Origin of the sequence: Bacillus cereus group sp. BfR-BA-01360 (genome assembly GCF_022663595.1) — a bacterium.
Classification (GTDB): domain Bacteria; phylum Bacillota; class Bacilli; order Bacillales; family Bacillaceae_G; genus Bacillus_A; species Bacillus_A cytotoxicus.
The window spans coordinates 105,537-130,890 of the sequence record NZ_JAKUFV010000010.1 but is presented as its reverse complement, the minus strand read 5'-3'; the positions used below and the strand labels follow the sequence as shown (position 1 = coordinate 130,890).

Genomic DNA, 25,354 nt, shown 5'->3' with positions numbered 1-25,354 from the left:
ATTAGATGTTTTAGTTGAAGAAAAACTATGGAAATAGTTAAACTTTTTAAAAAATTTATATACCATTAAATAGAGCTTCTTGGGTTGTCTTTCAATCAATTTTGATTTACTTAAAACAAATATGTACCTTTTCCCTCTCCCTTCTCTTCCTTGTTTCTTTCTAAATATTGAGGCGAGAGTCTTAAGCGAGACAAAGAAAGGAAATGACAAGATCTGAAAAAAGTTCTTGTCATTTCCCTTCTTGCTTTTCTAATGCATATAAGTCTTCTTCTATATTTGTTAATTTATCGACAATTAACTTTCTTGCGTCTTCAATCCCTTGATTATACGCATATGGTCCTATTAATTTGACCATCTCCTCGATTAAACGTTCCGCTTGAAAGCGCCCAATTTCTTCTAAATCTTGTTCTTCAAAAAATCGCTGAATGTTTGCTACAAGTTGACCTTTTCTCTCATTTGATATTTTTACATTCATCATCTATAAATCGCTCCTCTATTTTTGCGATAACCCTTTTCTTAACTGTACCATAGAAAACCTTGTTCCCGGACAAGATTTTGTCACACCTTCTAATTCACGATGACCAAGTATGTGTTTTTCGCTTAATGCAAACTGCTTCATAAATGTTCGGCATAATGCATATAACGATTGTATTTGCGCAGGTGTTGGGTCATATTTATCAAAATTTCCCGACATACATATGCCAATCGTTTCACTATTATGTCCTTTTGCATGTGCTCCTACATGCAACCCTCGCCCTTCCAATACTGTTCCATCTTCTTCAATAAAATAGTTATATCCAATACCGCTCCACCCTCTTTCTTTTTGATGAAATTCATGCGTTTTATATATGTCCCATCCATCTTCAGCAGTATGGTGGATAATCAAACTGTTGACATTTTTTAGTGACTGTAATTCATCACGAAATGTTAACCGCGTTTTCTTCACATTCATTTTAACTCTTCTCATCCCTTTCTAAACGATAAAGAATGCGTTCTATATTTTTCTACATGCCAGACAGATCAATGCTCACTATCGTTTTATCATCGGGACGTACTCGATCTTGTTTCTCTAATTCTTCTATTATAGATATATATGTTTGTATACCATTCGCTCTTATATATTGCACCGTTTGCTCAAATGACCAATTCGGATGAAATATCCCATCTGAGCAAATAAAAATTTCCTTTATTTGTTCTACCGATATCTCTCCCTTTTGAATCCATTGCATCGCTTCTGGCATTCCATTGGCTACGGAATAACCATTTGGCATGTTTGCTAAATAACGATTATATTTTAGCTGCTCTTGAATATTTTGGAACACATGCTCATCCGGTACTGGTAAGCCTTTCTTCCGATCGTCTTCGCGCTTTCTTTTTGCACGTGCACTAATTCCTTTTACTGTATCCTTCGTTAGTACTTTCACTGTTTCATCATGAAATGTAACAGCAATCATACAATCGCCGAGCTGTGCATATTGAACGCTTGTTTCTCCTATTCGTACTGCAGCAATACATGTACACCAAAGATGATCTTTTTTTAATGTATCAACCTTATATCGCTCCATTTCTTTTTGCAACGCCTCATTCGCTTCTATTATTTCCTTTTCTAGCGATATGATCTCTTTTTGTGCTTTAAAACGATTGGCAAATAAATTTGATGCTAAATACGCCCCATTATGTCCGTTTTCATCTTGAAATGCAACAAGTGGTGTTGCCCCATCACATACGCCATACATCTTTACATCCTCATTACAAAAAAAGGTATCTTCACATTCTCTTTTTAAAGGGCTTTTCTTCTGCCACGTTTTGATTCTCAAAACCGCCCCTCCTTTACTATTAAATAATTTGTTTTTTCAAATTAATCTAATTTACCAAAATAAACTGTTTTTCCTTAAAACTTCCTCTTTCGTATATAATTTTGAAATAATATGATTTTTTAGTGAAGGACGGGAAAAAGATGGTCAGATTTCTTGGAGTTATTATCGGGTCTATTATTATTGCAATTGCCTTTAATCTTTTCCTTATCCCACACAAAATTTTAAGTAGTGGAATTGGTGGAATTGCTATTATCTTAGGAATTGTAACACCTGTAAATACAGGTATTATTAATTTTGTCTTAAACGTGCCCATTCTTATTTTAGGATACATAGGCCTTGGAAAAAAAGTTATTTTTAATACAATTGTTTCTGTAATTGTATTATCTGTTTCTTTATATTATGTTCCAGTGCAAATTGTCGCAAAAGATCCTCTTCTCTCTTCCATATTTGGAGGCGTGATTGCTGGAGCAGGTGCCGGTCTAGTTTTTAATTGTCAAGGCTCAACTGGTGGCTTCGATATTATCGGAATGTTACTATCTCGTAAAAAAGATATTAATCTTGGTGGGTTTCTCATTTTCTTAAACGGAATTGTTATCATCATTGCGGGATTTTTCTTTGACTGGGATGTAGCATTAACAAGCTTACTTTCCATCTATGTAACGGGTAAAGTAATTGATGCGACTTATACAAAACATCGTAAAGTTACACTTATGATTGTAACAAATCAAGCTGAAGAAATGAAGCAAAAGCTTCTTTCCACTGTTGTACGTGGCATTACACTTCTTGATGGTGAAGGTGCCTATTCTAGCGAGAAAAAACGTGTATTGATGACAGTCGTTTCAAAAGAAGAACTCGCTAGTATGAAACTAGCTATCTCCGAAATCGATCCTAAAGCATTTGTGAATATTACGGAAACAGTAGAAGTGCTAGGATTGTTTAGAAAAGCTTAAAAAGCTAGGTGCAACACCTAGCTTTTTATTCTATTCCCCATGCACTCAATTCTATTGCCAAATGGATCAAAAAGATAAAAGCGAATTACATCTGGACGAGCATCATCATCAATAACTTGAATTCCTTGTTCGATTAACCTTTCTTTCAATTCATCAATTCGTTGAACGAAAAAAGCTGGATGTGCTTTTTTTGCTGGCAAAAACGCTTCTTCAACTCCGATATGAATCTCTTGATCCCCGCACCGAAACCAACACCCGCCACGCTTTTTTAATTCCTTCGGTTTCGGTATCTCTTCTAACCCCAGCACCTCTCCATAAAATTGTCTCGCTTCCCTTTCACACCCTATAGGTGCAGCTACTTGTACGTGGTCAATCCCTTGAATATATGTCACCATTCCCTTCCCCCTTTACATGCTTATTGTACTGCACTGCGCTAAGAAATGAACTTATTTCATTGTTATACCACTCAATAGCATTTACTTATCGTTATTTTCACTTAATTCCGAATAAAACACAAAACACACTTCTGTAACTTTGTTTTATATAGAAATACATATTATTTTTCATATATGATATATTATAACTTATTGAATCTGTCTTACATGATTGTTGTACGGAGGAAAAGCTATGATTCGTAAAAAGTTGTCACCTATTTATAAAAAGCGTCAATCCATTAAACCACGACGTTTTCGCAATACTATAAAACAACATTCCTTGACAGAAGGGTACGCATCCCTTTTTCAGCATAATCCCGATGGTATTATCTCTTTAGATTTGCAAGGAACTATATTACATATTAACCCATCTGCGGAAAAAATATTAGGATATGCCTCACATGAATTAGAGCAAACAGTGATTACCGCTATTGTTGAAAAACATATTTCCGATCACGTATTGCGGTATATTAAAAACACGACGTCCGATTATCAAACAGAATATAGAATTTCTATTTATCATAAGAACGGTTCTAAAATAGATGTTATCACAAAATTAGTCCCAATTTTTATTCACAAGCAACTGACTGGCGTATATGCGATTATCAAACCACTTGAAAAATCTGAGAGAATTGCACAAATACTAAAAGAGAGCGAAAAACGTCTGCGAACGTTAATGAATGCAATGCCTGCTTTTGTTATTTTTAAAGATCATGAAGGGCGCTGGATAGAAGCAAATGATTATGCACTTTCTTGTTTTGACTTCCATGATGTTCCTTATCATGGAAAAAAAGATAGTGAACTGATCCAATATAATGAGGCATATCGAGAAGCTTTTCTACACTGTGAAGAAATTGATGAAATCGCTTGGCAAAAGCGAGAAATTATTCACGGTGAGGAATTTATTATACATAAAGGTACTTCTAATCTGATTCTAAATCTTTCTAAAGTTCCTCTTTTTCATTCAGACGGTTCTAGAAAAGGAATCATTGTTATGGGAAGAGATGTAACGGAGTTAAAGGAGACTAAAAAGTTATTAAGAAAGTCTGAAAAATTAGCGGTAGTCGGACAACTGACAGCCGGAATTGCTCATGAAATTAGAAATCCGCTTACGTCATTGAAAGGATTTTTAACTTTATTAAAACCGGAAATTTCCGAACAAAACAAATGGTATATTGATGTAATGTTAAGTGAAATTTCACAAATGGAATCTATTACAAGTCAATTTATGGCCATGTCTAAACCACAGGTGTTATCAATTGATTTCCATCAAATCCAAACATTAATTGAAGAAGTTGTTACATTTATTTTACCTACCGCAATCATGCATAGTGTCCATATTATTATGGATCATACTGCAGTCATACCTGAAATTCAATGTGACGGTAATCAATTAAAACAAGTTTTCATTAATATTTTAAAAAACGCAATTGAAGCAATGCCAGATGGAGGAAATATTTTCATTCAAACTGAAGCATTGGATAGTGAATTCATTTGTATTCGAATAATCGATGAAGGATGCGGCATTCCAGAAAATCGTATTTCTCGCCTCGGAGAACCTTTCTATAGTTTAAAAGAAAAAGGAACTGGCCTTGGGTTGATGATATGCTACAAAATAATCGAAGAGCACCAAGGGAAATTACAAATTTTAAGTGAAGTCAATAATGGAACGACTGTTGAAATATATTTACCTACTTCGACATCTACAAAATAAAATTGCCATCAAAAAAGGTAAATGAAAAAACATTTACCTTTTTCTCTGAATCTATTTCTTTCAAACTACTACAACCTCTACTCTGTCGCTTGTCCCAAAACTGTTTCCATCTCATGAAACTCTCGATGTACAGCTTTTGAAGGTTCTTTTGTTAAAATACTAACAATAATAACAGCTAATAAACTGAAAGTAAAGCCTGGTACCATTTCATATAGCATTTCCTTTAAAAACGGAATCTGTACCCATGCAATGACTGTAACAGCACCAACAATCATACCCGCGAGCACGCCCCATTTTGTCGTTCGTTTCCAATAAAGACTAAGCAAAATAGCTGGTCCAAACGCTGAACCAAATCCTGCCCATGCATAACCAACAAGGGTTAAAATCGTATCACTTGGATGATACGCTAAAACAACAGCAATCATTGCGACGACTAAAACAGCAAGCCTTCCGATACATACAAGTTCTTTATCTGATGCGTTACGACGGAAAAATGTTTTATAGAAATCTTCCGTTACCGCACTAGAGATAACAAGTAATTGTGAGGAAATACTACTCATAATAGAAGCTAAAATAGCTGAGAGCAAGAAGCCTGTAATATACGGGTGGAATAAAATATTCGAGAATGCTACAAAGACCATCTCTGGGTCTGCTAATGTACTATCACTTTGAGAATAGTAAGCAATACCAACGAGTCCTGTAAGCATCGCACCGAGTATAGAAATACTCATCCACCCGATACCAATTCTTCGCGAAGTTTTTAAATCTTGAATAGAGGTAATTGCCATAAAGCGGACAATAATATGAGGTTGACCAAAATATCCAAGTCCCCAAGCTAAAAATGAAATAATCCCTAGTATCGTAGTTCCTTTAAATAAATCTAGACGAGCCGGGTCAACAGCCTTGATCCCATTGAACGTTTCTGCTACCCCACCAATATCTGTAAAAGCAACAATTGGAACTAAAACAAGAGCTATAAACATAATGCACCCTTGAACAAAGTCCGTCCAACTAACTGCTAAAAATCCACCAAATAGTGTATATGCGACAACAACACCGACTGTTACAAATAAACCAATTTTATAATCTAAGTTAAATGAACTTTCAAATAGACGGCCACCTGAAACTAAACCAGCTGACGCATAAAATGTAAAAAAGACTAAAATAACAATGGCGGAGACAAAACGAAGTATTTTTGTACGATCTTGAAATCGATTTTCTAAAAAGTCTGGTATAGTAATAGAATCATTTGCTACTTCCGTATACGTACGTAAGCGCGGTGCTAATAATAAATAGTTCGCATATGCACCAAGCAAGAGACCAATAGCGATCCACATACTGGACAATCCTGTTGCATACATTGCACCAGGCAATCCCATTAGCATCCAACCACTCATATCAGAGGCACCAGCCGATAAGGCCGTAACTGCTGGACCAAGTCCTCGTCCCCCCAACATGTAATCTGATAAATCGGACGTCTTTTTATAAGACCAATATCCGATATACAACATACCTGCCATATAAATAGCAAGCGAAATTATAATTTCAACCTTCACCAAATCTCTCCTTTTTCGTTTCCATAAGCCACTTAACATTTCGAAAAATGACTTTTTCTATTTTGTTTTCGCTTATGGTTTCCTACCTTAACAAAGATTTTTCATTCCTTCAAGTGAAAATGACTTTTTCCGTTGTTACCAAAAAACCGATAAACGCTTTTATCCCAGTGGATTACCCGGCTTTTCAAAGAAAATAAAGTAAAAATATTCAGAAAATAAAAACCAGCTGTTTGGGACATGTTTCAAGTGAAACTTCCATTCGTGAAAAATTCCTTAATCTTAACAAATTATTACGCTAAACCAATCACATTTTTACAGACGACCGTTCTCTTCTTCGTTTCTCTCTGAATCTTAAAATAAGGGTAAAAAAGAACACGTAAAGCGTTCTCTTTTTACCCTTATTCGTACACATATAGCAGGATGCTTTTTCATATTATATTCCGCTTCACTTTTCCAAATTGGAAACTTATAAGCTAACTTGCTTACTGATCGTTTCCCTTGCTAGTAAAAAGTTCATAATGACTTGAGCAGCTATCCGGCTCGTCATATCGCGAAAATCTAACGTTGGATCAATCTCTACAATATCCATACCTTGAACAAGCGGTTCTTGACCAAGGTATGTGATTGCATCAAGCAATGTCATACTATCCATTCCGCCCGGTCCAATTGCTGGACAACCTGGTGCAAATGCTTGATCTAATACATCCATATCGACAGAAACATAAATAGCTGTAACTCCTTGTCTACGCAAAATTTCGATACTCTCTGTAATTATATCTTTTATGGATCGTTCACGCACATGTTTCATTGTATATATCGTTATATCATTCTCTTTTGCATACTCATGGTACGTACGAGCATTGGAAAAATTACGAATCCCAATTTGTACGAGTTGATTTCCTACAATCACATCATGCTCTAGCAAACTACGAAATGGCGTTCCATTCGATGGTCCCCCATCTTCTAAATTACGTAAATCATGATGCGCATCAAATTGAATAATGCCAACTTTCCCTTTACTACTTGCAAAACCACTTATACTCGGAAAACTGATAGAATGATCACCGCCAAGAACGATTGGTACCATTTGCGGATTTACTTTTGTCAAATGCTGAAGCGTCTTCGCAATACGAACATGACTTTCTTTTATATTTGTTACATGCATCATAATATCACCGCAGTCATATAAGACACTTTCTTTCATATCATGTTCTTCGGTAATCGCGTATGTGCTATATGCATCTAACATTGTACGAATCGTTTTTGGTGCAAAGCATGCGCCAGAATGACTAATAGACGGCTTCGAAAGAGGCGCACCGATTAATGCCGCGCCAAATATTTCTTCCCCCTCCCATCCTTTTATCATATCACTCCATTTTGTTACTTCACGATCGATAAACTTTGCATTTTTCTTTAAATAGTGGCTTTGCTCCACGCTTTGTCACCTCTTGTATATGCAAGATTTCCATTCTTCCATACTGTATTTACATGACTTACACCGTAATGATACGGTACATACGCATAATGATGTGCGTCCCACAAAACTAAGTCTGCCTTACGCCCAACGCGAATTTTACCTGCGACATCACCGCGATTAATTGCATACGCTGAATTGACTGTTACAGCATTCCAAACTTCTTCCGGTGTCATTTTCAGTTTCAGCATCGCAATGCTCATAACTAGCTGAATGTTTTCAGTTGGACAGCTACCTGGATTAAAATCTGTCGCTAATGCAACAGCTACACCTTCGTCAATCATTTTACGCCCGCGTGCAAAGCTTTCTTTATTTAAATAGAAAGTCGTTCCTGGAAGGAGCGTAGCGACTGTATTAGAATTTGCAAGCATTTCAATTCCTTTATCGGATGCTCCTACTAAATGATCAGCTGATGCAGCCCCAATCTCTGCCGCCGCTTCTGCACCACCAAGCGGATCAATTTCATCTGCATGGATTTTCACATCAAACCCAAGTTCTTTCGCTTCTAATAAAAATTCTTTCGACTCTTCAACAGAGAATACACCTGTTTCACAGAAAATATCAACGAATTCAGCCAATTCTTTTTCTTTTATTGCTGGTAATAAATCTAACATCCATTGTAAAAACTCTTTTGACTTGCCTTTATACTCTTTCGGAACTGCATGTGCTCCTAAAAATGTCGAAACTAAATCAATAGGATGTTCTTTTTGAAGCTGCGCTACTACTTCCAATTGCTTCCATTCTGTTTCATCATCCAAACCGTAGCCACTCTTCGCTTCCACCGTTGTCACGCCAAATGATAACATGCGGTCTAAATGAAAATTCGCCTTCTTTACCAGTTCTTCTTTTGATGCTTTCTTCGTTGCATTTACAGTTGAAAGAATGCCGCCACCTTGCTCTAAAATCTCTAAATACGGTACTCCTTGCAATTTAAGAGCAATTTCATTTTCACGAGATCCACCAAATACAAGGTGTGTATGAGGATCAACTAAGCCTGGAGAAACAACTTTCCCTTCGCAATCAATGATTTCTCGTGCTTGTAACCCTTTTGCTTCTTCCGCTGTGCCAACGAACATAATCACACCGTCTTTTATCCCAACTGCACCACTTTCGATAACAGGAAGCGTCTTCATTGCTTCCTGTCTTAATACGCCATCTTCTTGATCCATTGTTAATAATTGACCGATATTCGTTAGTAAAATGTCCAGCATGTTGTGTTCCTCCTTATTTCATCATTGGAATGTTAACGCCTTTTTCCTTCGCTGTTTGAACTGCTAAGTCATATCCTGCATCTACGTGGCGAACAACACCCATTCCAGGATCGGAAGTTAAGACGCGTTCAATTCGTTTTGCTGCTGCTTCTGTTCCGTCTGCAACAATAACCATTCCAGCGTGAAGCGAGTATCCCATACCAACTCCACCGCCGTGATGAACAGATACCCAGCTTGCACCGTTCACACTATTGATTAATGCATTCAAAATTGGCCAGTCTGCCACCGCATCACTACCATCTTTCATTCCTTCTGTTTCACGGTTTGGCGATGCTACAGATCCACAGTCTAGATGGTCACGACCAATCACGATTGGTGCTGATAATTCCCCGCTTGCAACCATTTCATTGATAATGCGTCCAAATTTTGCACGTTCCCCATAACCCAGCCAACAAATACGAGATGGTAATCCTTGAAATTCAACTTGCTGACGTGCCATACGAATCCAATTACATAAATGCTCGTTATGAGCAAACTCGCGTAAAATCACTTCATCTGTCTTATAAATATCTTCTGGATCACCAGAAAGTGCGACCCAACGGAATGGACCTTTTCCTTCACAGAATAACGGACGGATAAACGCTGGAACGAATCCTGGAAAATCAAATGCATGTTCCAATCCTTCATCGAATGCAACTTGACGAATATTATTACCATAATCAAACGCAATGGCACCTTTTTCTTGCATCGCAAGCATTGCTTCTACATGTTTTTTCATGCTTTCTTTTGATAATTGTACGTAACGGTCTGGATCTTCTGCACGAAGTTTGGTAGCTTCTTCTAACGAATATCCTGCTGGAACATATCCATTTAACGGGTCATGTGCAGATGTTTGATCCGTTACTAAATCTGGCGTAATACCGCGGCTTACTAACTCCGGCAAAATTTCCGCAGCATTTCCTAATAGTCCGATTGAAATAGGTTCTTTCTTTTCTTTATATTCTGTCGCAACAGCTAATGCTTCTTCTAACGATTCTGTATACATATCGCAATATCTTTTTTCAATGCGGCGCTCGATGCTGCGTTTATCTACATCGATTGCAATAACCACACCGCCATTCATCGTAACAGCAAGAGGTTGCGCTCCCCCCATACCGCCTAAACCAGCCGTAAGCGTTAATGTCCCTTTTAATGAACCACCAAAATGTTGACGCGCTGCTTCTCCAAATGTTTCGTATGTTCCTTGTAAAATTCCTTGTGTACCGATATAAATCCAGCTACCTGCTGTCATTTGTCCGTACATCATAAGCCCTTTTTGTTCTAACTCACGAAAATGCTCCCAATTCGCCCACTTCGGCACTAAATTGGAGTTAGCTAAAAGAACACGTGGTGCATCTTCATGTGATTTAAAAATAGCAACCGGCTTTCCTGATTGAACAAGTAACGTTTCATCACTTTCTAATGTTTTTAACGAATCAACAATCGCCTGATAGCTCTCCCAGTTGCGAGCGGCACGACCAATGCCACCATAAACAACTAACTCTTCTGGCTTTTCTGCTACTTCTGGGTCTAAGTTATTCATAAGCATACGAAGTGCAGCTTCTTGAATCCAGCCCTTTGTTTGCAACTCTGTTCCTCTTGGTGCACGAATTGTTTGTTTTACGTTTTCCATATTCAATCTCTCCCTTTTCCTTTTTATAATGTTGCATTTACATTTAAACGTTCCAATGTGAATGGACTTGTTTTCAACCAATGTGCAATATTTTCAATGTCTGTTGAAAATATGCGATCATTTGTAATAGAAGGTACTTGCTGTCGACCTTGATGATAAAATATTTTCGTTGCAGAGCTCATCTCTTCTATACCACGATACTCCGCTGCTTGCATTGCACAAATCATTTCAATCGCAAGTACACGTCTTACGTTTTGAATAATTTGATGCGCATGACGTGAAGCGATTGTTCCCATACTTACGTGATCTTCTTGGTTTGCTGATGACGGAATAGAGTCAACACTTGCTGGGTGCGCCAATGTTTTATTTTCTGATACAAGTGAAGCAGCTGCATATTGCATAATCATTGCACCAGACTGAAGACCTGGCTTAGGGCTTAAAAATGGTGGTAAATCATTTAACTGCGGGTTCACAAGACGCTCAATGCGGCGCTCTGAAATATTCGCAATTTCGGCCATCCCTACCTTTAAAAAATCCATTGCAAAGGCAATTGGTTGCCCATGGAAATTCCCGCCAGAAATCACTTTTTCCCCTCCATCAAAAATAAGGGGATTATCGGTTGCTGCGTTCATTTCAATCTCTAATTTTTCTTTTACATAATGTAATACTTGCCAAGAAGCACCATGAACTTGAGGGATACAGCGTAATGAATAGGCATCTTGTACCCGCAGTTCCCCCTGTTTTGTTACAAGCTTACTATCTTGAAGAATGTTACGAATACGCTGTGCTACTTCTATCTGTTCTTTATACCCTCGCGCTTTATGAACATTTTCATCAAACGCATCAATAATGCCGCGCAAGCCTTCAAGTGTCATAGATGCAATTAGTTCTGACTGATAAGCAAGTGTTTCCGCTTCGATATAAGAAAGAATTCCTTGGGCTGTCATTGCTTGTGTACCATTAATTAATGCAAGACCTTCTTTCGCCTCTAATTCAATTGGTTCCAGACCTTCTTCAGTAAGAGCTATCATTGCATGAACGCGCTTTCCTTTATAAAACACTTCCCCTTCTCCTAATAAAACAAGAGCAAGATGCGATAATGGTGCTAAATCGCCACTTGCACCTAATGAACCTTGCTGCGGGATAACGGGATGAATGTTTCGATTTACAAGTTCTAATAACATGTTCACAACAAGTGGACGAACACCAGATACTCCTTTTAACATCGTATTAGCACGTAAAATTAACATACCTCGCGATACTTCTTCTGGAAATGGATCACCCACACCACAAGCATGCGATTGAATTAAATTATGTTGAAGTTCTTTCACATCCTCTTTTTGAATAAGCACATCGCTAAACTTACCAAATCCAGTTGTAATACCATATACAACTTTTCCATCTTCTACAATTTTTTCAACAGCTTCACGGCACTCCGCTACTTTCTGCATGCTATCAGGGCAAGCTGTTACCCCTTCCCTCTCAAATAGCAATCGCTTCATTTCTTCAACTGTCAATGAATGTCCTGTTAACGTAACCATTCTTATTTCCCTCCTAAAAAAGCAAAAGGAGACCTTACCTTTTCAAGACAGACTTCTGTCCTAAAAAGCAAGGCCCCCTTTTCACTAATAAACTATGGGCAAATCATATGTGATTAATTCCTAAACCAATCGCCTCATGCTCAGATCCTTTTACAGGCGCACCTATCGTTCCGTAAAGCGCAACAGCCACCCATTCGCCTTCTTTTTTTCCATCGTATGGTGTACCGCGTACGATTGCAAATCGAAGACCTACTGTACGAAGAACGTCTGCTAACTGAATTTGACCTCTCGTTACCCCGTACAATGCTTCCATAATTGCATGATAAAGTGCATGAGTTTCCCTATAAACATCCGTTTCAATCACTTGGTTGCTTTTAGCCGCTGTTTCCATTGCTGCAACAACTTTTTGCGAGTTCATAGATCCAACTTTTCCAGTACAATATTTCCATCCTTTTGGAATCGATAATACTGAGCTTTCACTCTCATCTGCAAGTGCAAGCAACATCGCCATACGACCAATTCGATGTGTTCCTTGAAGAAGCATGTGACTCTCTCATTTCTTAATAATTATTTGAATATTTCTTAATTTAAGAATATACAAAAATAGTTTCATCGTCAATAGTTTATACAATATTTTAAACAAATTTTCTAGAAAATTCGTCATCATACATAGAAAAACCTTGCATATGCTACAGTCTCTTTAACTAATAATCATAAATTATCAACAAAATACTTCGAGCCTTGTTTCCTATTTCTATCTCGCTTATAATAAAGCTAGAGACGATTATGGACGCCTTTTATGTAAGCTTGGAAAGCCAAGCTTACATTATTTTTTGCTTTCCCTTTTATTTGAAACGGGATATACTAAGTTAGAACATACGTTCTTAATGATTACATATAGTAAGGAGATAGAACAAATGGTATATGATACAAAAGTAATTTCTTGGAATGAATCTTTAAAACAATTACAACGTCGCTACACAAATCAACCGGTAGATCGCAAACAGTTTGAAGAGGTTGAACTAATGGAGTTTTTCCGCGACAATGACTACATTTCCCTCCCTACACATATTAGCGGCTTATCAACAGAACGTTTTACTTCTTACTCTATTTTCACAACTGAGGATAAAGATCGTAAAGTAGGCACACTGATCATTGAATATTTAGAAGACGATCATCATATATTACGCATTGAACAACTATACTTTGTTTAATTCAGAACGCTTGGTCAAAATCAACCAAGCGTTCTTGCTTTCTAATAAACTCACTGCTTATAATACTAGTAAAAGCTATCGTAAAGGAGGTATACACTTGCTGGAAGGATGGTTTAGTTGGTTTATTATTGCTTGGACTGTTATTTTATTAGGGCTCATGTCTATCGGTGGATATTTTATGTTCCGAAAATTCTTAAAAAGACTCCCGAAAGAAGATGGCATGTCTATTTTAGATTGGGAAGCATATTACATTGAACAAACGAGACATTTATGGGATGAAGAACAAAAACAACTATTAGAAGAACTTATCAGCCCAGTTCCTGAACTTTTCCGAGATGTTGCACGTTCTAAAATTGCCGGAAAAATTGGAGAGTTAGCATTAGAAGCAAAGACATCAAAAATAACTGAAGATTTAATTATTAAAGGGTATATTATTGCGACACCAAAGAGAGATCATAAATTTTTAATTAAAAAATTACAAGAAAAAGAAATTGATTATTCTTCTTATCAATCTCTTTTAGCAAAATAAAAAAACCTCAAGTTCCCCCTGAGGTTTTTTACGTTAATTTCATATCTTTTTCATTATAAAATCCATCTTCTTTTTCCATTTCCTTTTGTAACTTCGTAAAGGAGCGATACATTGCAATTCTCCATGATACAATCATTGCGAAAGCAAGTAAGAAGAACATGCCACTCAGTTGACCTAAATCAAGCGATTGACTTAAATATGTTTTAAAAACAATCCGTACAACAAGCAAACCGATTAAAATAAATACGAATGCTTTTGAACGTTTTAAGTAAATGTCTTGCCCTCGTACTTCAAACTTGGAAGTTTTAATTAGAAAAATGGAGAAAAACAATCCAACACCAATTGCTTCTAACATTTCCGCTGGTGTTAGCCGAAATTCCGGGAAAATATACATGAGTGCCCCCGTACTCATAAAAAACGGTGGAAGAATAATTTTTTTTAATGTTGCCGGTTTCTTCGCTGCTTTTAGACGAATAAACATCGCGCCAACGGCCATACATACCGCAACAATACTTGATAAAACAACTATGTTCATACGTTCTCATCCTTTTTTTTGGCAATATAAAAAATTATAGTTTCATTATATGCTTTTCTATTAGTATTTCCAACAATTTCACGGAATCATACTAAAAGCCTGTGAAACCGCCAAATAAACTTGAGAAATACACAATGATTTTTGTCATCCAATTAAAGTATAAAACAACCCCCATGACAATCATAATGTAACCGCCGACTTTTACAAACGTTCCACTATGGCGCTTTATCCAAGACATTTTTGTAATAAAGAATGACAGGACAAAAAATGGAATAGCAAACCCAAGTATGTATGCAATCATATATAACATTGCGGACTCTGGATTTGTCGTAGCAAGCCCAATCATCGCTACTAAAATAGGACCTGTACACGGAGTCCACCCAGCAGCAAACGCTAACCCAATTAAAATAGAGCCGATATAGCCGCTCGGCCGGCTTTTAAATGTAAATTTGCGGTCTTGCATTAAAAACTTTGGTTGAAATACTCCTACAATGATTAGACCAAACACAATAATAAAAAGTGCTCCTAGTTGTCTAATTAAATCTTTATAGTCCTTGAAAAAGGATCCAAGAAAACTTGTACTAAAACCAATTGCAATAAATACAATCGAAAATCCAAGCAAGAAAAATGCTGTATGAAGCATACTTCTTTTACGAAGCATCGCATTTTCTTCTTTTAGCTCAGAAACAGACATTCCTGTTATGTAAGATAAAAACGCTGGGTACAGCGGTAAGCAACAAGGGGAAATAAATGATAAAAATCCCGCACCAAACGCTAAGAAAATATTAATATCTTGCATCGTTTCACTCCTCTCTTCTTCAATATTGTAGCAAAAACAAACAAAAATACTATGGATAATTGATGAATTCAAACTTTCCAGCATGCGAATATGAAAAACATGATTATTGTTACGCACAATCACTTTTCTATAAAACGTTTTCATTTTCCTTCTATTATTAAGATGCTCGTTACCCATAACATAACAAAGCTTTCTACGTTTCACAAACCATTCGCATGCATACACCTATTTCTTATAAAAAAATTTTTTAAATGATAGTTCTATGCACTTCTACACTTATTTTACAATACTTTTATTATTATAAATTTAAAGATTATGCATAAATATCATATTTTTATTATTATTCCATAAAATGTCGAACTTTTCTTTCATTTGACCCTTCATTTTTAATTTTGTATACTTCCATCTAGTTATATATGTCCGTTTAGGAACAATTTCATATAGATGGGAGGAGTTGTTTATGCTTCGCTATTCACTTTTAGTTTTATTAGGAGCATGTAGCTATGGGGTTTTAGCAATCTTTGTTAAATTCGCGTACGCGGAAGGCTTTTCACTTGGGGAAGTAGTCGGTAGTCAATATTTATTCGGTTGGCTTATTTTACTGAGTATTACACTTTTATTTGCGAGACATCATGTCCCGTTAAAACAAATGTTCATTTTATTTATCGCTGGTACTTCAGCTAGCTTTACAGGGATTTTTTATTACGCTTCATTACAGACCGTACCGGCATCCATCGCTATTATCCTTTTATTCCAATTCGTTTGGGTTGGCATTATTATTGAGGCAATCGCAACAAAAACATTGCCATCAAGAGAAAAAGTTATTTCGGTTATCTTTTTGTTAACGGGTACATTCTTATCGAGCGGATTAGTCGAAAAATCCATAGGCGATTTTGACATAACAGGAATTTTATTAGGATTATTATCTGCGGTTGCATTCGCAACATACATCTTTGTCAGTGGGAAAGTGGCGGTTGAAGTACCATCATTACCACGCGGTGTTCTATTAATGGCCGGTGCATTAACTTTAGTCATGATTGTATTCCCACCAACATTCCTTTTTAACGGTGCGATTTCACAAGGCCTTTGGAAATATGGATTAGGTCTAGGAACGTTTAGTATTGTCATTCCATCTATTGCCTTTACAATTGGCATTCCCAAAATTGGATCTGGGTTAGCAACAATTCTTGGAGCAGCTGAGCTTCCCGTTACAACCATTATGTCCGTGTTCGTTTTAAAAGAGGCGGTACTTGCTTCTCAATGGTTTGGTGTGGCATTTATTTTAATTGGCATCGCAATCCCACAAATCGCATACACAATACGCGGAAAATCTCGCAAACATCATACACATAAAAAAGTTGCTGCATAATTTAGTAAAAAGGGGGTTCTCAAAATGAGAAATCCCTTTTTACTGTTCTAATCTTTTCTCGAATTATATATATTTATGCTACATTTTGTAGTATATCTTTTGTTTATACGGAACAAAATGCAAAAGTTACATATTGTGAGGAAGAGGGCAAACGAAATGAACGCTATTACAAATCAATTAACAGAGAAATTAATCTTGATTCGTCGTCACTTACATCAATATCCAGAGCTATCTTATGAGGAGTTTAAAACAACAAAATTCATTAAAAATTTGTTACAGGAAGCGAATATCACAATAAAGGACACAAATTTAAAAACTGGAGTCATCGCAGAAGTTTCTGGTAATAGAGGCGGCCCAACCATTGCGCTTCGTGCCGATATCGATGCGCTCCCAATTCAAGAAGAAACCGACTTACCTTACGCATCAAAAAGTTCTAATAAAATGCATGCGTGCGGACACGATTTTCACACCGCATCGATCCTTGGTGCTGCTTACTTATTAAAAGAGAAAGAATCTTCATTACGCGGAACCGTTCGCTTTATATTCCAAGCCGCCGAAGAAAGTGGAAACGGCGCATGTAAAGTAATCGAAGCGGGGCATTTACAAAACGTACAAGCTATTTTTGGTATGCACAATAAGCCCGACTTACCAGTTGGTACAATTGGTATTAAAGAAGGTCCACTTATGGCGGGAGTAGATCGGTTTCAAATTACAATTAAAGGCGTCGGAACACATGCTGCTGTACCTGATGCAGGAGTAGATCCTATCGTAGCTTCTTCTCAAATCGTCATGGCACTGCAAACCATTGTAAGTCGAAATATTAGTTCTTTTCATAATGCTGTTGTAAGTGTAACAAACATTCACTCAGGAAATACGTGGAATGTTATCCCTGAAAAAGCAACGTTAGAAGGTACTGTTCGCACGTTTCAAGCTGATACGCGTCAAAAAATCCCACAGCGAATGGAACGTATTGTGAAAGGTATTGCTGATGCACTAGGAGTTGAAGTGGAACTGCATTGGTATCCTGGCCCCCCCGCCGTTCAAAATGATGGATACCTTACTGAACTATCTACTCATGTAGCTCAAACAATGGGGCTGCAAGTTATTTCACCAAAGCCTTCTATGGCAGGAGAAGATTTCTCGTTTTATCAACAAGAAATTCCAGGTTCATTCGTCTTTATGGGGACAAACGGAACACATGAATGGCATCACCCTTCCTTTACTTTAGATGAAAAAGCATTACCAATTAGTGCACAGTATTTTGCTTTACTAGCTGAAGAAGCACTAGACAAACTCATAATGAAAAGGCGTTAAGTATGCACTTAACGCCTTTAGACTGATTTACTAGAAATTCATTCACAAAATATGAAAAAAGCTGTCTCGTTGTCAGAAATTCGACTTACGAAACAGCTCCATTTCCTTTTATAAAGTGAAACTTTAATCAGCAGTTTTTTGCGGGCAGCTCATTTTCAACTTCAATTCGTTTTTTATCTCTTGCAATTTTTAAAAACTCTAATAGTTCAGGACTACTATTCGTTTTTCGGTAAGCAACTGACATCTCAGCTACAAAATTAGAATCATATATATCTTTATATACAACTTCTGTTTTGTATAGCTTATTAGCCGAAACTGGAATAACAGTGATTCCAATTCCTGCTGCTACTAATCCCATTACTGTTTGGTATTCTGTTGCCTCTTGAACAATGCGCGGACTAAAACCAACTCCGCGGCATAATGACAATATAGTGTCATAGAGTGCAGGCCATACTGGTCTTGTGATAAAGACAAATGACTCATCTCTCAAATCTTCAATGTGAATTTCTTCTTTCTCCGCAAGTGGATGTGCTTTTGGTAAACATAGTGTACAAGGTAGTTTTTGAATCGGTTCAAGTTCTAATAATTGCGTTGAAATCGGCGGACGTAAAAAGCCGACATCAATTCGATTTTCATGAAGTGCATGCACTTGCTCCGGTGTAGATAATTCATGAAGCGCAACCGATACCCTTGGAAATTTCTTTCGATATTCTCTTACAATTGAAGGTAAAATATCGTATATAGCAGCTCCCACAAATCCAATCGAAAGAGATCCTACTTCCCCTCTTTGTGCGCTTTGCGCCACTTCTACCGCCTTTTCAATTTGATCAAAAGCTTTCTTTACTTCTTTTAAAAACATTTCTCCCGCTTCTGTAAGCTCAACTTTCCGCTTCGTTCTTTCAAATAACATAACTCCCATTTCTTGCTCCAACTGTTGGATTTGTTGACTAAGTGGTGGCTGTGTCATTTGTAAACGAGCCGCTGCTCGTCCAAAGTGTAGCTCTTCTGCCACAACAATAAAATATTGCAAATGCCGTAATTCCATCTTGGACACCCTTTTCAATTAATATGTATAATAAATTAATAACATATAATTTATATATTAGACAAACTTTTTGAAAGAACGTATAGTAGAAATTATGAATTCTTGTTTATCATTTTTATGCAAAGAAATGAAAGGGGGGTTACTGTATGAAATGGTGGAAATTAAGCGGACAAATTTTATTATTATTTTGTTTTGCTTGGACAGGTGAATGGATTGCAAAGCAAGTACACCTCCCAATCCCAGGAAGTATTATCGGCATTTTCCTATTATTAATTTCGTTAAAATTTAACCTAGTGAAAAAAGAGTGGATTCAAGATGGTGCAGACTTTTTATTAAAAGAACTCATTTTATTTTTTATTCCTTCTGCTGTCGCTGTTATCCGCTACAAAGATACATTATCACAATATGGCATCGATCTCATTTTTATTATTATGATTAGTACTCTTTGTGTAACTCTTGTTACAGGAATCTTGACAGAATTGCTATTGAAGCGGAAAGGATCTGTACAATGATTGGCTTTTTTTGTTTACTATTGACACTATTCACATATTGGATTTCTAAAAAAATGTATCAACGTTGGAATTGGAGTTTACTTTCTCCTTTACTCGTTTGTCCAATCATTTTAATTGCTTTATTACTAGGATTCGATACATCGTATGAAACATATAATTCTGGAAGTCATTGGTTAACTGAACTATTAAAACCAGCAACTGTAGCTTTTGCATGGCCAATTTATAAATATTTTGATTTATTAAAGAAACATGCAAGTGCTATTTTAATTAATGTAGTTGTAGGTTCCTTTTTATCAGTTATTACTTCTGCATTGTTAGCAAATGCTTTTAAGATTGATGCATCACTAGAACATAGTTTAGCGCCACACATTGTAACAACACCGATTGCAATGGCTATTTCAGAAATGATTGGCGGCATGTCCCAATTAACAGCTGTATTCGTAGTATTGACGGCATTGACAGGAGCTCTGTTAGGCCCTTCTCTTATTAGATTATGCCGCATTAAAACAGCGATTGCGAAAGGAATTATGTTAGGAACGAGCGCAAATGGCACAGGAACATCGAAAGCATTTGAAATCGGTCCTGTTGAAGGTACCATTGCAAGTTTATCTATGCTCTTAACCGCTGGAGCTAGTTTAGTCATTGTACCGCTTTTCTTGGCTTGGATACATTAAAAAATGAGAACAAGCTAGCAATTGTGTTACAATTGCTAGCTTTTTTCTACTTTTCAACTATACTTGTGACATTTGATTCCTAGCGAGTAATCTATCAATACATACTGGTAACATATCCAATAATGTTTCAAACGCATAATCTACATCTAAACGCTCAGTCCACTGGTGCGCATCTTTTCCTACAGGTCCAACATTTAATACAGGAACATTAAACTCTGCTAATTCTTGTAGTGGAATCGAATACCCTTTATTCCATAAAGGCATATTTTCTACAAGTGAAGTCATTGCTTCAACTGGATATTGTAATCCTACATAACTTAAGTCAGAAATTCCGCCAAAATAATTTTGAGTTTTAAATGTAACTCCATGTTGGTCATGTCCATAACTTTCTAGTTCTGCTACTGCGCTTTGAATGAATGGATTATTACGAGAACTTACAGCCGGATAGTAAGGTGGCGCAAAGAACAGTATGATCATTGGCCCTTTTTCTTTACATAAAATGGCTAACCTATCCACAAGTTCAATCGTAATTGCACGGTCATCTTTTCCCCCGCGATTTTCCAAAACAATCGCTTGCATTTTATCAATTGCTTCTTTTCCATGTTGTTCAATGGCATAAGCAACCAATTCCTCATAAGTGAGTACATTCACTTTTAGACTGGGCGGTATAAACGGATTATATTTAGAAAAATGATATGCCTGTTTCGCATACGTTTCCTCGATTTTCTCCGCTACTCCCATTGCCTTTTTATATAGCAACGAAACAACATCTGGCATCGTTTTTTCTAATAAAAATAAATTAAACAATGTCACTGCACGATGAGGAATTTGTACCGAATACTCTTCTTTTAAATCCCTTTGCAATAAATTTGTCGGAGGTGGACTTGCTTCGCCTTCTACAATATCGCAAAGTTCCGTATTTAATTCCAATTCCGCAGTTAATAATGAAGCCATATAATTCGCATTTAATCCCGCAAACGGTTCTCCTACATGCGTTTCCTTTCCATAACAAAGAAAACCAGGTAATACTTTTCCAATAGATCCTGTATAAATATATTTATTTTGATCTCCTGGATAACATGTAAACATTGGTTCAGAATTGAGGACCGCTTTATACTGAAGATCGTGTTCTTTTGCAAGCTCTAATAATTTTGGAACAGCGGTTCTCATTCCTACAGAGTTCACCTCTTCATCTGGGACAGTTAATAAAAGAATATTCCCATCAAAACTCCCTTCACAAGCTTGTTCAACCATTGCCATATGCAAAGTTAAACCGCACTTCATATCCATTATCCCTCTACCAAATAGCCAATCACCTTGTTCTATATCTTGCTGAACAGGATGTGGCACTTCATCTTTATGTGAATAAAACATAGATGTGAGTTTTTGAGGTTGAAATGCATATTCTTTCCATATGCCATAGTCCTCTACATCTACAACATCAAAGTGACTCACTAAAACAATTGTATTTTTCAAATGTTTTTCTTTCTTTACTAAAGCTGTAATAAAATAGCGTCCATCCCCTGTTGGATGTTTTTCTAAATGACTAGGATTCTCCTTGAAGTACGATAGACTAGATAGTTGTTCAACAACAAAGTCTGGTAATACCGTTTCAGCTTTTGATCCAGTAATACTAGGAATTTCAACAAGATTACTCAATAATTGTACTAACTCTTCTTTTGTCTGCCATTTTGCCATATATATCCTCCTGTTTTCCGTATTATGAAAATCAATTCCAATATATGAATAAAAAACGACAGAATATTCCCCTATTCCTTTCCTGTTCCGCCGATTTTTATTGATATTTCATTCGCAGCATTTATAACCTGATTAACAAGAAAAGCCAATCGCTCCTCATTAATCCGTTCACTAATTAATCCAATACTGATTGCTCCTACCACTTTATGATTAAAACCTATAATGGGTGCAGCAATTGATGCGGTTCCTTCTGTCTTCTCACCATAACTTACCGCATATCCTTCTCTTCTTATCACAGTAAGCTGATCAAATAGCCGTTGTTTTTGCTCTGATATAGAAGGCAATAGCTGATCTACAATATGTTCTACCTCATTTGTTTTCATATTCGCAAGTATCGTTTTATTAGCAGCACCGATGGAAAGTGGAATTTGTTCTCCTAAATTATCGATAACACGAATCTTTAAAGGACTATCTATTCTCTCAATAATAATAGAATGTGTCCCATTTGGAATATTTAAGTATACGCTTTCTTCCACTTTATATGCTAAGCGTTTCATTACTTCTCTTGCGACAGATCGATAGTCTACTTTTTCTAATTGCCGTAGACCTACTTCCATCCACATCGGTCCGATTGTATAATGCTTCGTTTCCGGAATCTGTGTAACTAATCCATGTTCCATTAAAGAATTTAATATTCTATGCACTGTACTAACTGGCAGATGTGTTCTATCAGCTATATCAGAAATAGCCCAATGTTCCTTATCATTTTCTGAATACAATAGTTTTATAATACTGATTGCTCGATCAATAGATTGCACAGGCATGCTCCTCAACTTCACTCATAATATCTAACTAACCTTAATTATCTACCAATTTAACAAAATCTTCTCAAGAAATCAAACAAATTATTTAATTTTCAAAAAAATAAAAAGATTGACTTTTCACTATAATTATCTGAAAATTAAAACTATATTCCGTATGATGAAATATATTCCACTATACAGAAAATTGTATTTGAATCTATTACATGGGGAAGTGAGGAAGAATATGACAGAACTCAATAAACAAAATCATGAATTAAAACGCACGATGAAAAGCCGACATCTATTTATGATTGCACTTGGAGGTGTAATTGGAACCGGATTATTTAATGGATCTGGCTTTATTATTAGTCAAGCTGGACCTGGTGGGGCTGTACTTGCTTTTATTGCAGGCGGATTGTTAATGTACTTTGTTATGCTATGTCTCGGTGAACTTGCTGTAGCAATGCCCGTTTCTGGATCTTTTCAAGAATATGCAACACAATTTATAAACCCAGCCACCGGCTTTACAATTGGTTGGCTATATTGGTTAAGCTGGGCAAATACGACTGGACTCGAATTTACAACTGCAGGTATTACAATGCAACGCTGGCTTCCAGGTATTCCTGTATGGGTATGGTGCCTCATATTTGGTGTCACAATCTTTACGATAAATGCCCTATCTGCTCGTAGTTATGCTGAAACTGAATTTTGGTTTTCAAGTATTAAAGTATCCGCTATTGTAGCTTTTATTATTCTTGGAGGCGCAGCTATGTTGGGCATTATTGAGTTGAAAGGAAATGAACCTGCCCCGCTGCTTTCTAACTTTATCGAGCATGGCGGCCTATTTCCAAATGGTATTGGTGCCATTTTATTAACAATGGTTACTGTAAATTATTCTTTTCAAGGTACAGAACTTGTTGGGATTGCAGCTGGTGAAAGTGAAAATCCTGCAAAAACATTACCGCGTTCTATTAGAAATATTATATGGCGGACAATGTTTTTCTTTGTTTTAGCAATTTTCGTTCTAGTCGCTTTAATCCCTTGGCAAGAAGCTGGATTAACGAAAAGTCCTTTTGTTGCTGTGTTTGATCGTATAGGTATTCCGTATGCAGCTGATATAATGAATTTCGTTATCCTTACTGCGGTTCTTTCTGTTGCAAATTCAGGTCTGTATGCCGCAACTCGAATGCTTTGGTCCCTATCAAAAAATGGTATGGCCCCGGCATTTTTACAGAAATTATCATCTAGAGGTATCCCACTATATGCCCTCATCATGACAATATCTATTTCCGGATTATCTTTACTCACAAGTGTTGTAGCTGCTGAAACAGTGTACTTATGGTTAATTTCCATTTCTGGAGTCATAACTATTATTGTTTGGATGTCTATCTGTGCTTCCCAGCTTCTTTTCCGCAAACAATATGTAGCAAATGGCGGGAAATTAACAGATTTGAAGTTTAAAACTCCATTGTATCCCGTTATACCAATTCTAGGGTTCGGACTGTATGGAATTATATTAGTTAGCTTACTCTTCATCCCGAATCAAAGATTAGGAATCTACTGCACAATCCCATTTATTATCTTTTGTTACACATACTATTACATGAAAATAAGAAAGAATAATAACTTCGAAAGCGAAAACACTCAAAAAGTTTATAACGTAATAGAAAAATAATAGATCCCAGCCCGTTATGAAACTGTAATGGGCTCGGAGTATTCCCCCCTTACTCTTCTTCTCTATTTTAGGGAAGTAACAAGCCCGATTAATCAAACGGGGGATGGAGCCCACACTGATTAAAGTTTCACTTGGTTCCATCTCAATATTCAAAAGTTATAAGAAAAATAAAGTCTTTCCCCTACATTTTCCCCTCAGAAATAGAGGGGAAATACATTTTACATCGAAAGGTTATATCAACTTCCAAGACAATTCATTCCTAATCATTCATAAGAAAGGATGAAAATATGATTTCTAAATATGTTGTGGAATGTGTCTTTTGTGAACAAAATCGAACATCGAGAAGGACAACGGTTACGGTATCTGCTACTTCTCATACTCTCGCCATTGAGAAAGTAACGAATGAATGTAAACGCCGCTTTGGGAAATCTCTTCTATTACAAACAGAAATTACTGAAGAATATAGTGCATATCAAAAAAAAAGCTGACCTAAATAGGGCAGCTTTCTACTTCCGATCATATTTTCATATGAAGATTAGGGGCATCCTCTTTAAGGATCGGGATTTCACCATTATGTACGTTCTATAATGGTCATCGAACAATATATTTCTATTCATTGAGAAATGAAATAGAATAGGGCAAAACTTGTTCGCATTTTTAGAAAAGGGATAGGGATATAATACTAGTAATACGTCGAATACTCGAACGTTACACTCATTATATTATAGCAAATCCCTTTATATTTGAAATATGAATTACTTACATAATTCATATGTAAAACATATTAATAGCTTGTTATATATGTTCCACAATTCCTT

25 protein-coding genes are annotated in these 25,354 nt (G+C 36.5%); 10 read left to right on the top strand and 15 right to left on the bottom strand.

The window, feature by feature from the left end; translation table 11 throughout:
* Positions 1-229: 229 nt before the first annotated feature.
* From MR056_RS11880 to MR056_RS11870, 3 genes are read right to left on the bottom strand one after another with little or no spacing between them, the layout of a single operon-like run.
* Positions 230-478, bottom strand: coding sequence for a DUF2164 domain-containing protein (locus MR056_RS11880; RefSeq protein ID WP_012094744.1), 249 nt, complete (start codon positions 476-478; stop codon positions 230-232).
* A 15-nt stretch (positions 479-493) separates the two neighbouring features.
* Complete coding sequence (locus tag MR056_RS11875; RefSeq protein WP_041809868.1) at positions 494-952, bottom strand: peptidoglycan recognition protein family protein; 459 nt, start codon at positions 950-952, stop codon at positions 494-496.
* A 52-nt stretch (positions 953-1,004) separates the two neighbouring features.
* Positions 1,005-1,817, bottom strand: coding sequence for a protein phosphatase 2C domain-containing protein (locus MR056_RS11870; RefSeq protein WP_012094746.1), 813 nt, complete (start codon positions 1,815-1,817; stop codon positions 1,005-1,007).
* A gap of 140 nt (positions 1,818-1,957) precedes the next feature.
* Here MR056_RS11870 and MR056_RS11865 point away from each other — a divergent pair, with 140 nt between their 5' ends.
* Positions 1,958-2,767 (top strand): YitT family protein, encoded by an 810-nt coding sequence (locus MR056_RS11865; protein ID WP_012094747.1) that lies wholly within the window; start codon positions 1,958-1,960, stop codon positions 2,765-2,767.
* Positions 2,768-2,784: 17 nt separating this feature from the next.
* Here MR056_RS11865 and MR056_RS11860 read toward each other — a convergent pair whose 3' ends face one another.
* Positions 2,785-3,162, bottom strand: a complete 378-nt coding sequence (locus MR056_RS11860) for a VOC family protein (RefSeq protein WP_012094748.1) — start codon at positions 3,160-3,162, stop codon at positions 2,785-2,787.
* Between the two features lie 232 nt (positions 3,163-3,394).
* On the opposite strand from MR056_RS11860, the gene MR056_RS11855 reads away from it, so the two are divergent.
* Positions 3,395-4,915, top strand: coding sequence for a BA3702 family sensor histidine kinase (locus tag MR056_RS11855; RefSeq protein WP_012094749.1), 1,521 nt, complete (start codon positions 3,395-3,397; stop codon positions 4,913-4,915).
* A gap of 77 nt (positions 4,916-4,992) precedes the next feature.
* Here MR056_RS11855 and putP read toward each other — a convergent pair whose 3' ends face one another.
* From putP to hutP, 6 genes are all read right to left on the bottom strand, one after another.
* Positions 4,993-6,471 (bottom strand): sodium/proline symporter PutP, encoded by a 1,479-nt coding sequence (putP, locus tag MR056_RS11850; protein WP_012094750.1) that lies wholly within the window; start codon positions 6,469-6,471, stop codon positions 4,993-4,995.
* 466 nt (positions 6,472-6,937) lie between these two features.
* A complete protein-coding gene (gene hutG / locus MR056_RS11845; protein ID WP_012094751.1) occupies positions 6,938-7,906 on the bottom strand; it encodes a formimidoylglutamase in 969 nt (322 codons plus the stop codon).
* Positions 7,885-9,156 carry an imidazolonepropionase gene (hutI, locus tag MR056_RS11840; RefSeq protein ID WP_012094752.1) on the bottom strand — a complete coding sequence of 424 codons (1,272 nt, stop codon included), beginning with the start codon at positions 9,154-9,156 and terminating at the stop codon, positions 7,885-7,887. Before hutI ends, hutG begins: the two co-directional genes overlap by 22 nt.
* Positions 9,157-9,169: 13 nt before the next feature.
* Complete coding sequence (gene hutU / locus MR056_RS11835) at positions 9,170-10,828, bottom strand: urocanate hydratase (protein WP_012094753.1); 1,659 nt, start codon at positions 10,826-10,828, stop codon at positions 9,170-9,172.
* A gap of 23 nt (positions 10,829-10,851) precedes the next feature.
* Complete coding sequence (gene hutH, locus MR056_RS11830) at positions 10,852-12,369, bottom strand: histidine ammonia-lyase (protein ID WP_012094754.1); 1,518 nt, start codon at positions 12,367-12,369, stop codon at positions 10,852-10,854.
* Positions 12,370-12,472: 103 nt separating this feature from the next.
* Positions 12,473-12,913, bottom strand: a complete 441-nt coding sequence (gene hutP / locus MR056_RS11825) for a hut operon transcriptional regulator HutP (RefSeq protein ID WP_012094755.1) — start codon at positions 12,911-12,913, stop codon at positions 12,473-12,475.
* A gap of 373 nt (positions 12,914-13,286) precedes the next feature.
* Here hutP and MR056_RS11820 point away from each other — a divergent pair, with 373 nt between their 5' ends.
* Positions 13,287-13,583 carry a hypothetical protein gene (locus tag MR056_RS11820; RefSeq protein WP_041809870.1) on the top strand — a complete coding sequence of 99 codons (297 nt, stop codon included), beginning with the start codon at positions 13,287-13,289 and terminating at the stop codon, positions 13,581-13,583.
* A 97-nt stretch (positions 13,584-13,680) separates the two neighbouring features.
* Positions 13,681-14,112: a DUF2621 domain-containing protein gene (locus tag MR056_RS11815; RefSeq protein ID WP_012094757.1), complete on the top strand. Its 432-nt coding sequence runs from the start codon at positions 13,681-13,683 to the stop codon at positions 14,110-14,112.
* Between the two features lie 28 nt (positions 14,113-14,140).
* On the opposite strand, the gene MR056_RS11810 is transcribed toward MR056_RS11815, so the two are convergent.
* Positions 14,141-14,647, bottom strand: a complete 507-nt coding sequence (locus MR056_RS11810) for a CcdC family protein (RefSeq protein WP_012094758.1) — start codon at positions 14,645-14,647, stop codon at positions 14,141-14,143.
* A 91-nt stretch (positions 14,648-14,738) separates the two neighbouring features.
* Positions 14,739-15,446, bottom strand: a complete 708-nt coding sequence (locus MR056_RS11805) for a cytochrome c biogenesis CcdA family protein (RefSeq protein ID WP_048723396.1) — start codon at positions 15,444-15,446, stop codon at positions 14,739-14,741.
* Between the two features lie 460 nt (positions 15,447-15,906).
* Here MR056_RS11805 and MR056_RS11800 point away from each other — a divergent pair, with 460 nt between their 5' ends.
* Both MR056_RS11800 and MR056_RS11795 read left to right on the top strand, forming a co-directional pair.
* Positions 15,907-16,815, top strand: coding sequence for an EamA family transporter (locus MR056_RS11800; protein WP_012094760.1), 909 nt, complete (start codon positions 15,907-15,909; stop codon positions 16,813-16,815).
* Between the two features lie 156 nt (positions 16,816-16,971).
* Entirely contained in the window at positions 16,972-18,129 is a 1,158-nt protein-coding gene (locus MR056_RS11795; protein ID WP_087098943.1) for a M20 peptidase aminoacylase family protein, read from the top strand.
* 127 nt (positions 18,130-18,256) lie between these two features.
* On the opposite strand, the gene alsR is transcribed toward MR056_RS11795, so the two are convergent.
* On the bottom strand, positions 18,257-19,174 hold the full coding sequence (gene alsR / locus MR056_RS11790) for an acetoin biosynthesis transcriptional regulator AlsR (protein ID WP_048723385.1): 918 nt from the start codon (positions 19,172-19,174) through the stop codon (positions 18,257-18,259).
* A gap of 146 nt (positions 19,175-19,320) precedes the next feature.
* Here alsR and MR056_RS11785 point away from each other — a divergent pair, with 146 nt between their 5' ends.
* Together MR056_RS11785 and MR056_RS11780 are read left to right on the top strand one after the other, a co-directional pair.
* Positions 19,321-19,686: a CidA/LrgA family holin-like protein gene (locus MR056_RS11785; protein WP_012094763.1), complete on the top strand. Its 366-nt coding sequence runs from the start codon at positions 19,321-19,323 to the stop codon at positions 19,684-19,686.
* Complete coding sequence (locus MR056_RS11780) at positions 19,683-20,360, top strand: LrgB family protein (protein ID WP_012094764.1); 678 nt, start codon at positions 19,683-19,685, stop codon at positions 20,358-20,360. The genes MR056_RS11785 and MR056_RS11780 overlap by 4 nt, the downstream gene beginning before the upstream one ends.
* Positions 20,361-20,417: 57 nt before the next feature.
* Here the strand turns inward: MR056_RS11780 and MR056_RS11775 are convergent, their stop codons facing one another.
* Positions 20,418-22,058 carry a M20/M25/M40 family metallo-hydrolase gene (locus tag MR056_RS11775; protein WP_048723383.1) on the bottom strand — a complete coding sequence of 547 codons (1,641 nt, stop codon included), beginning with the start codon at positions 22,056-22,058 and terminating at the stop codon, positions 20,418-20,420.
* 71 nt (positions 22,059-22,129) lie between these two features.
* Positions 22,130-22,882 carry an IclR family transcriptional regulator gene (locus MR056_RS11770; protein ID WP_087098945.1) on the bottom strand — a complete coding sequence of 251 codons (753 nt, stop codon included), beginning with the start codon at positions 22,880-22,882 and terminating at the stop codon, positions 22,130-22,132.
* 223 nt (positions 22,883-23,105) lie between these two features.
* On the opposite strand from MR056_RS11770, the gene MR056_RS11765 reads away from it, so the two are divergent.
* On the top strand, positions 23,106-24,536 hold the full coding sequence (locus MR056_RS11765) for an amino acid permease (protein WP_087098947.1): 1,431 nt from the start codon (positions 23,106-23,108) through the stop codon (positions 24,534-24,536).
* A gap of 287 nt (positions 24,537-24,823) precedes the next feature.
* The gene (locus MR056_RS11760) at positions 24,824-25,024 is read left to right on the top strand and encodes a DUF3903 domain-containing protein (RefSeq protein WP_012094768.1); all 201 of its coding nucleotides are present in this window, start codon (positions 24,824-24,826) and stop codon (positions 25,022-25,024) included.
* Positions 25,025-25,354 lie beyond the last annotated feature (330 nt).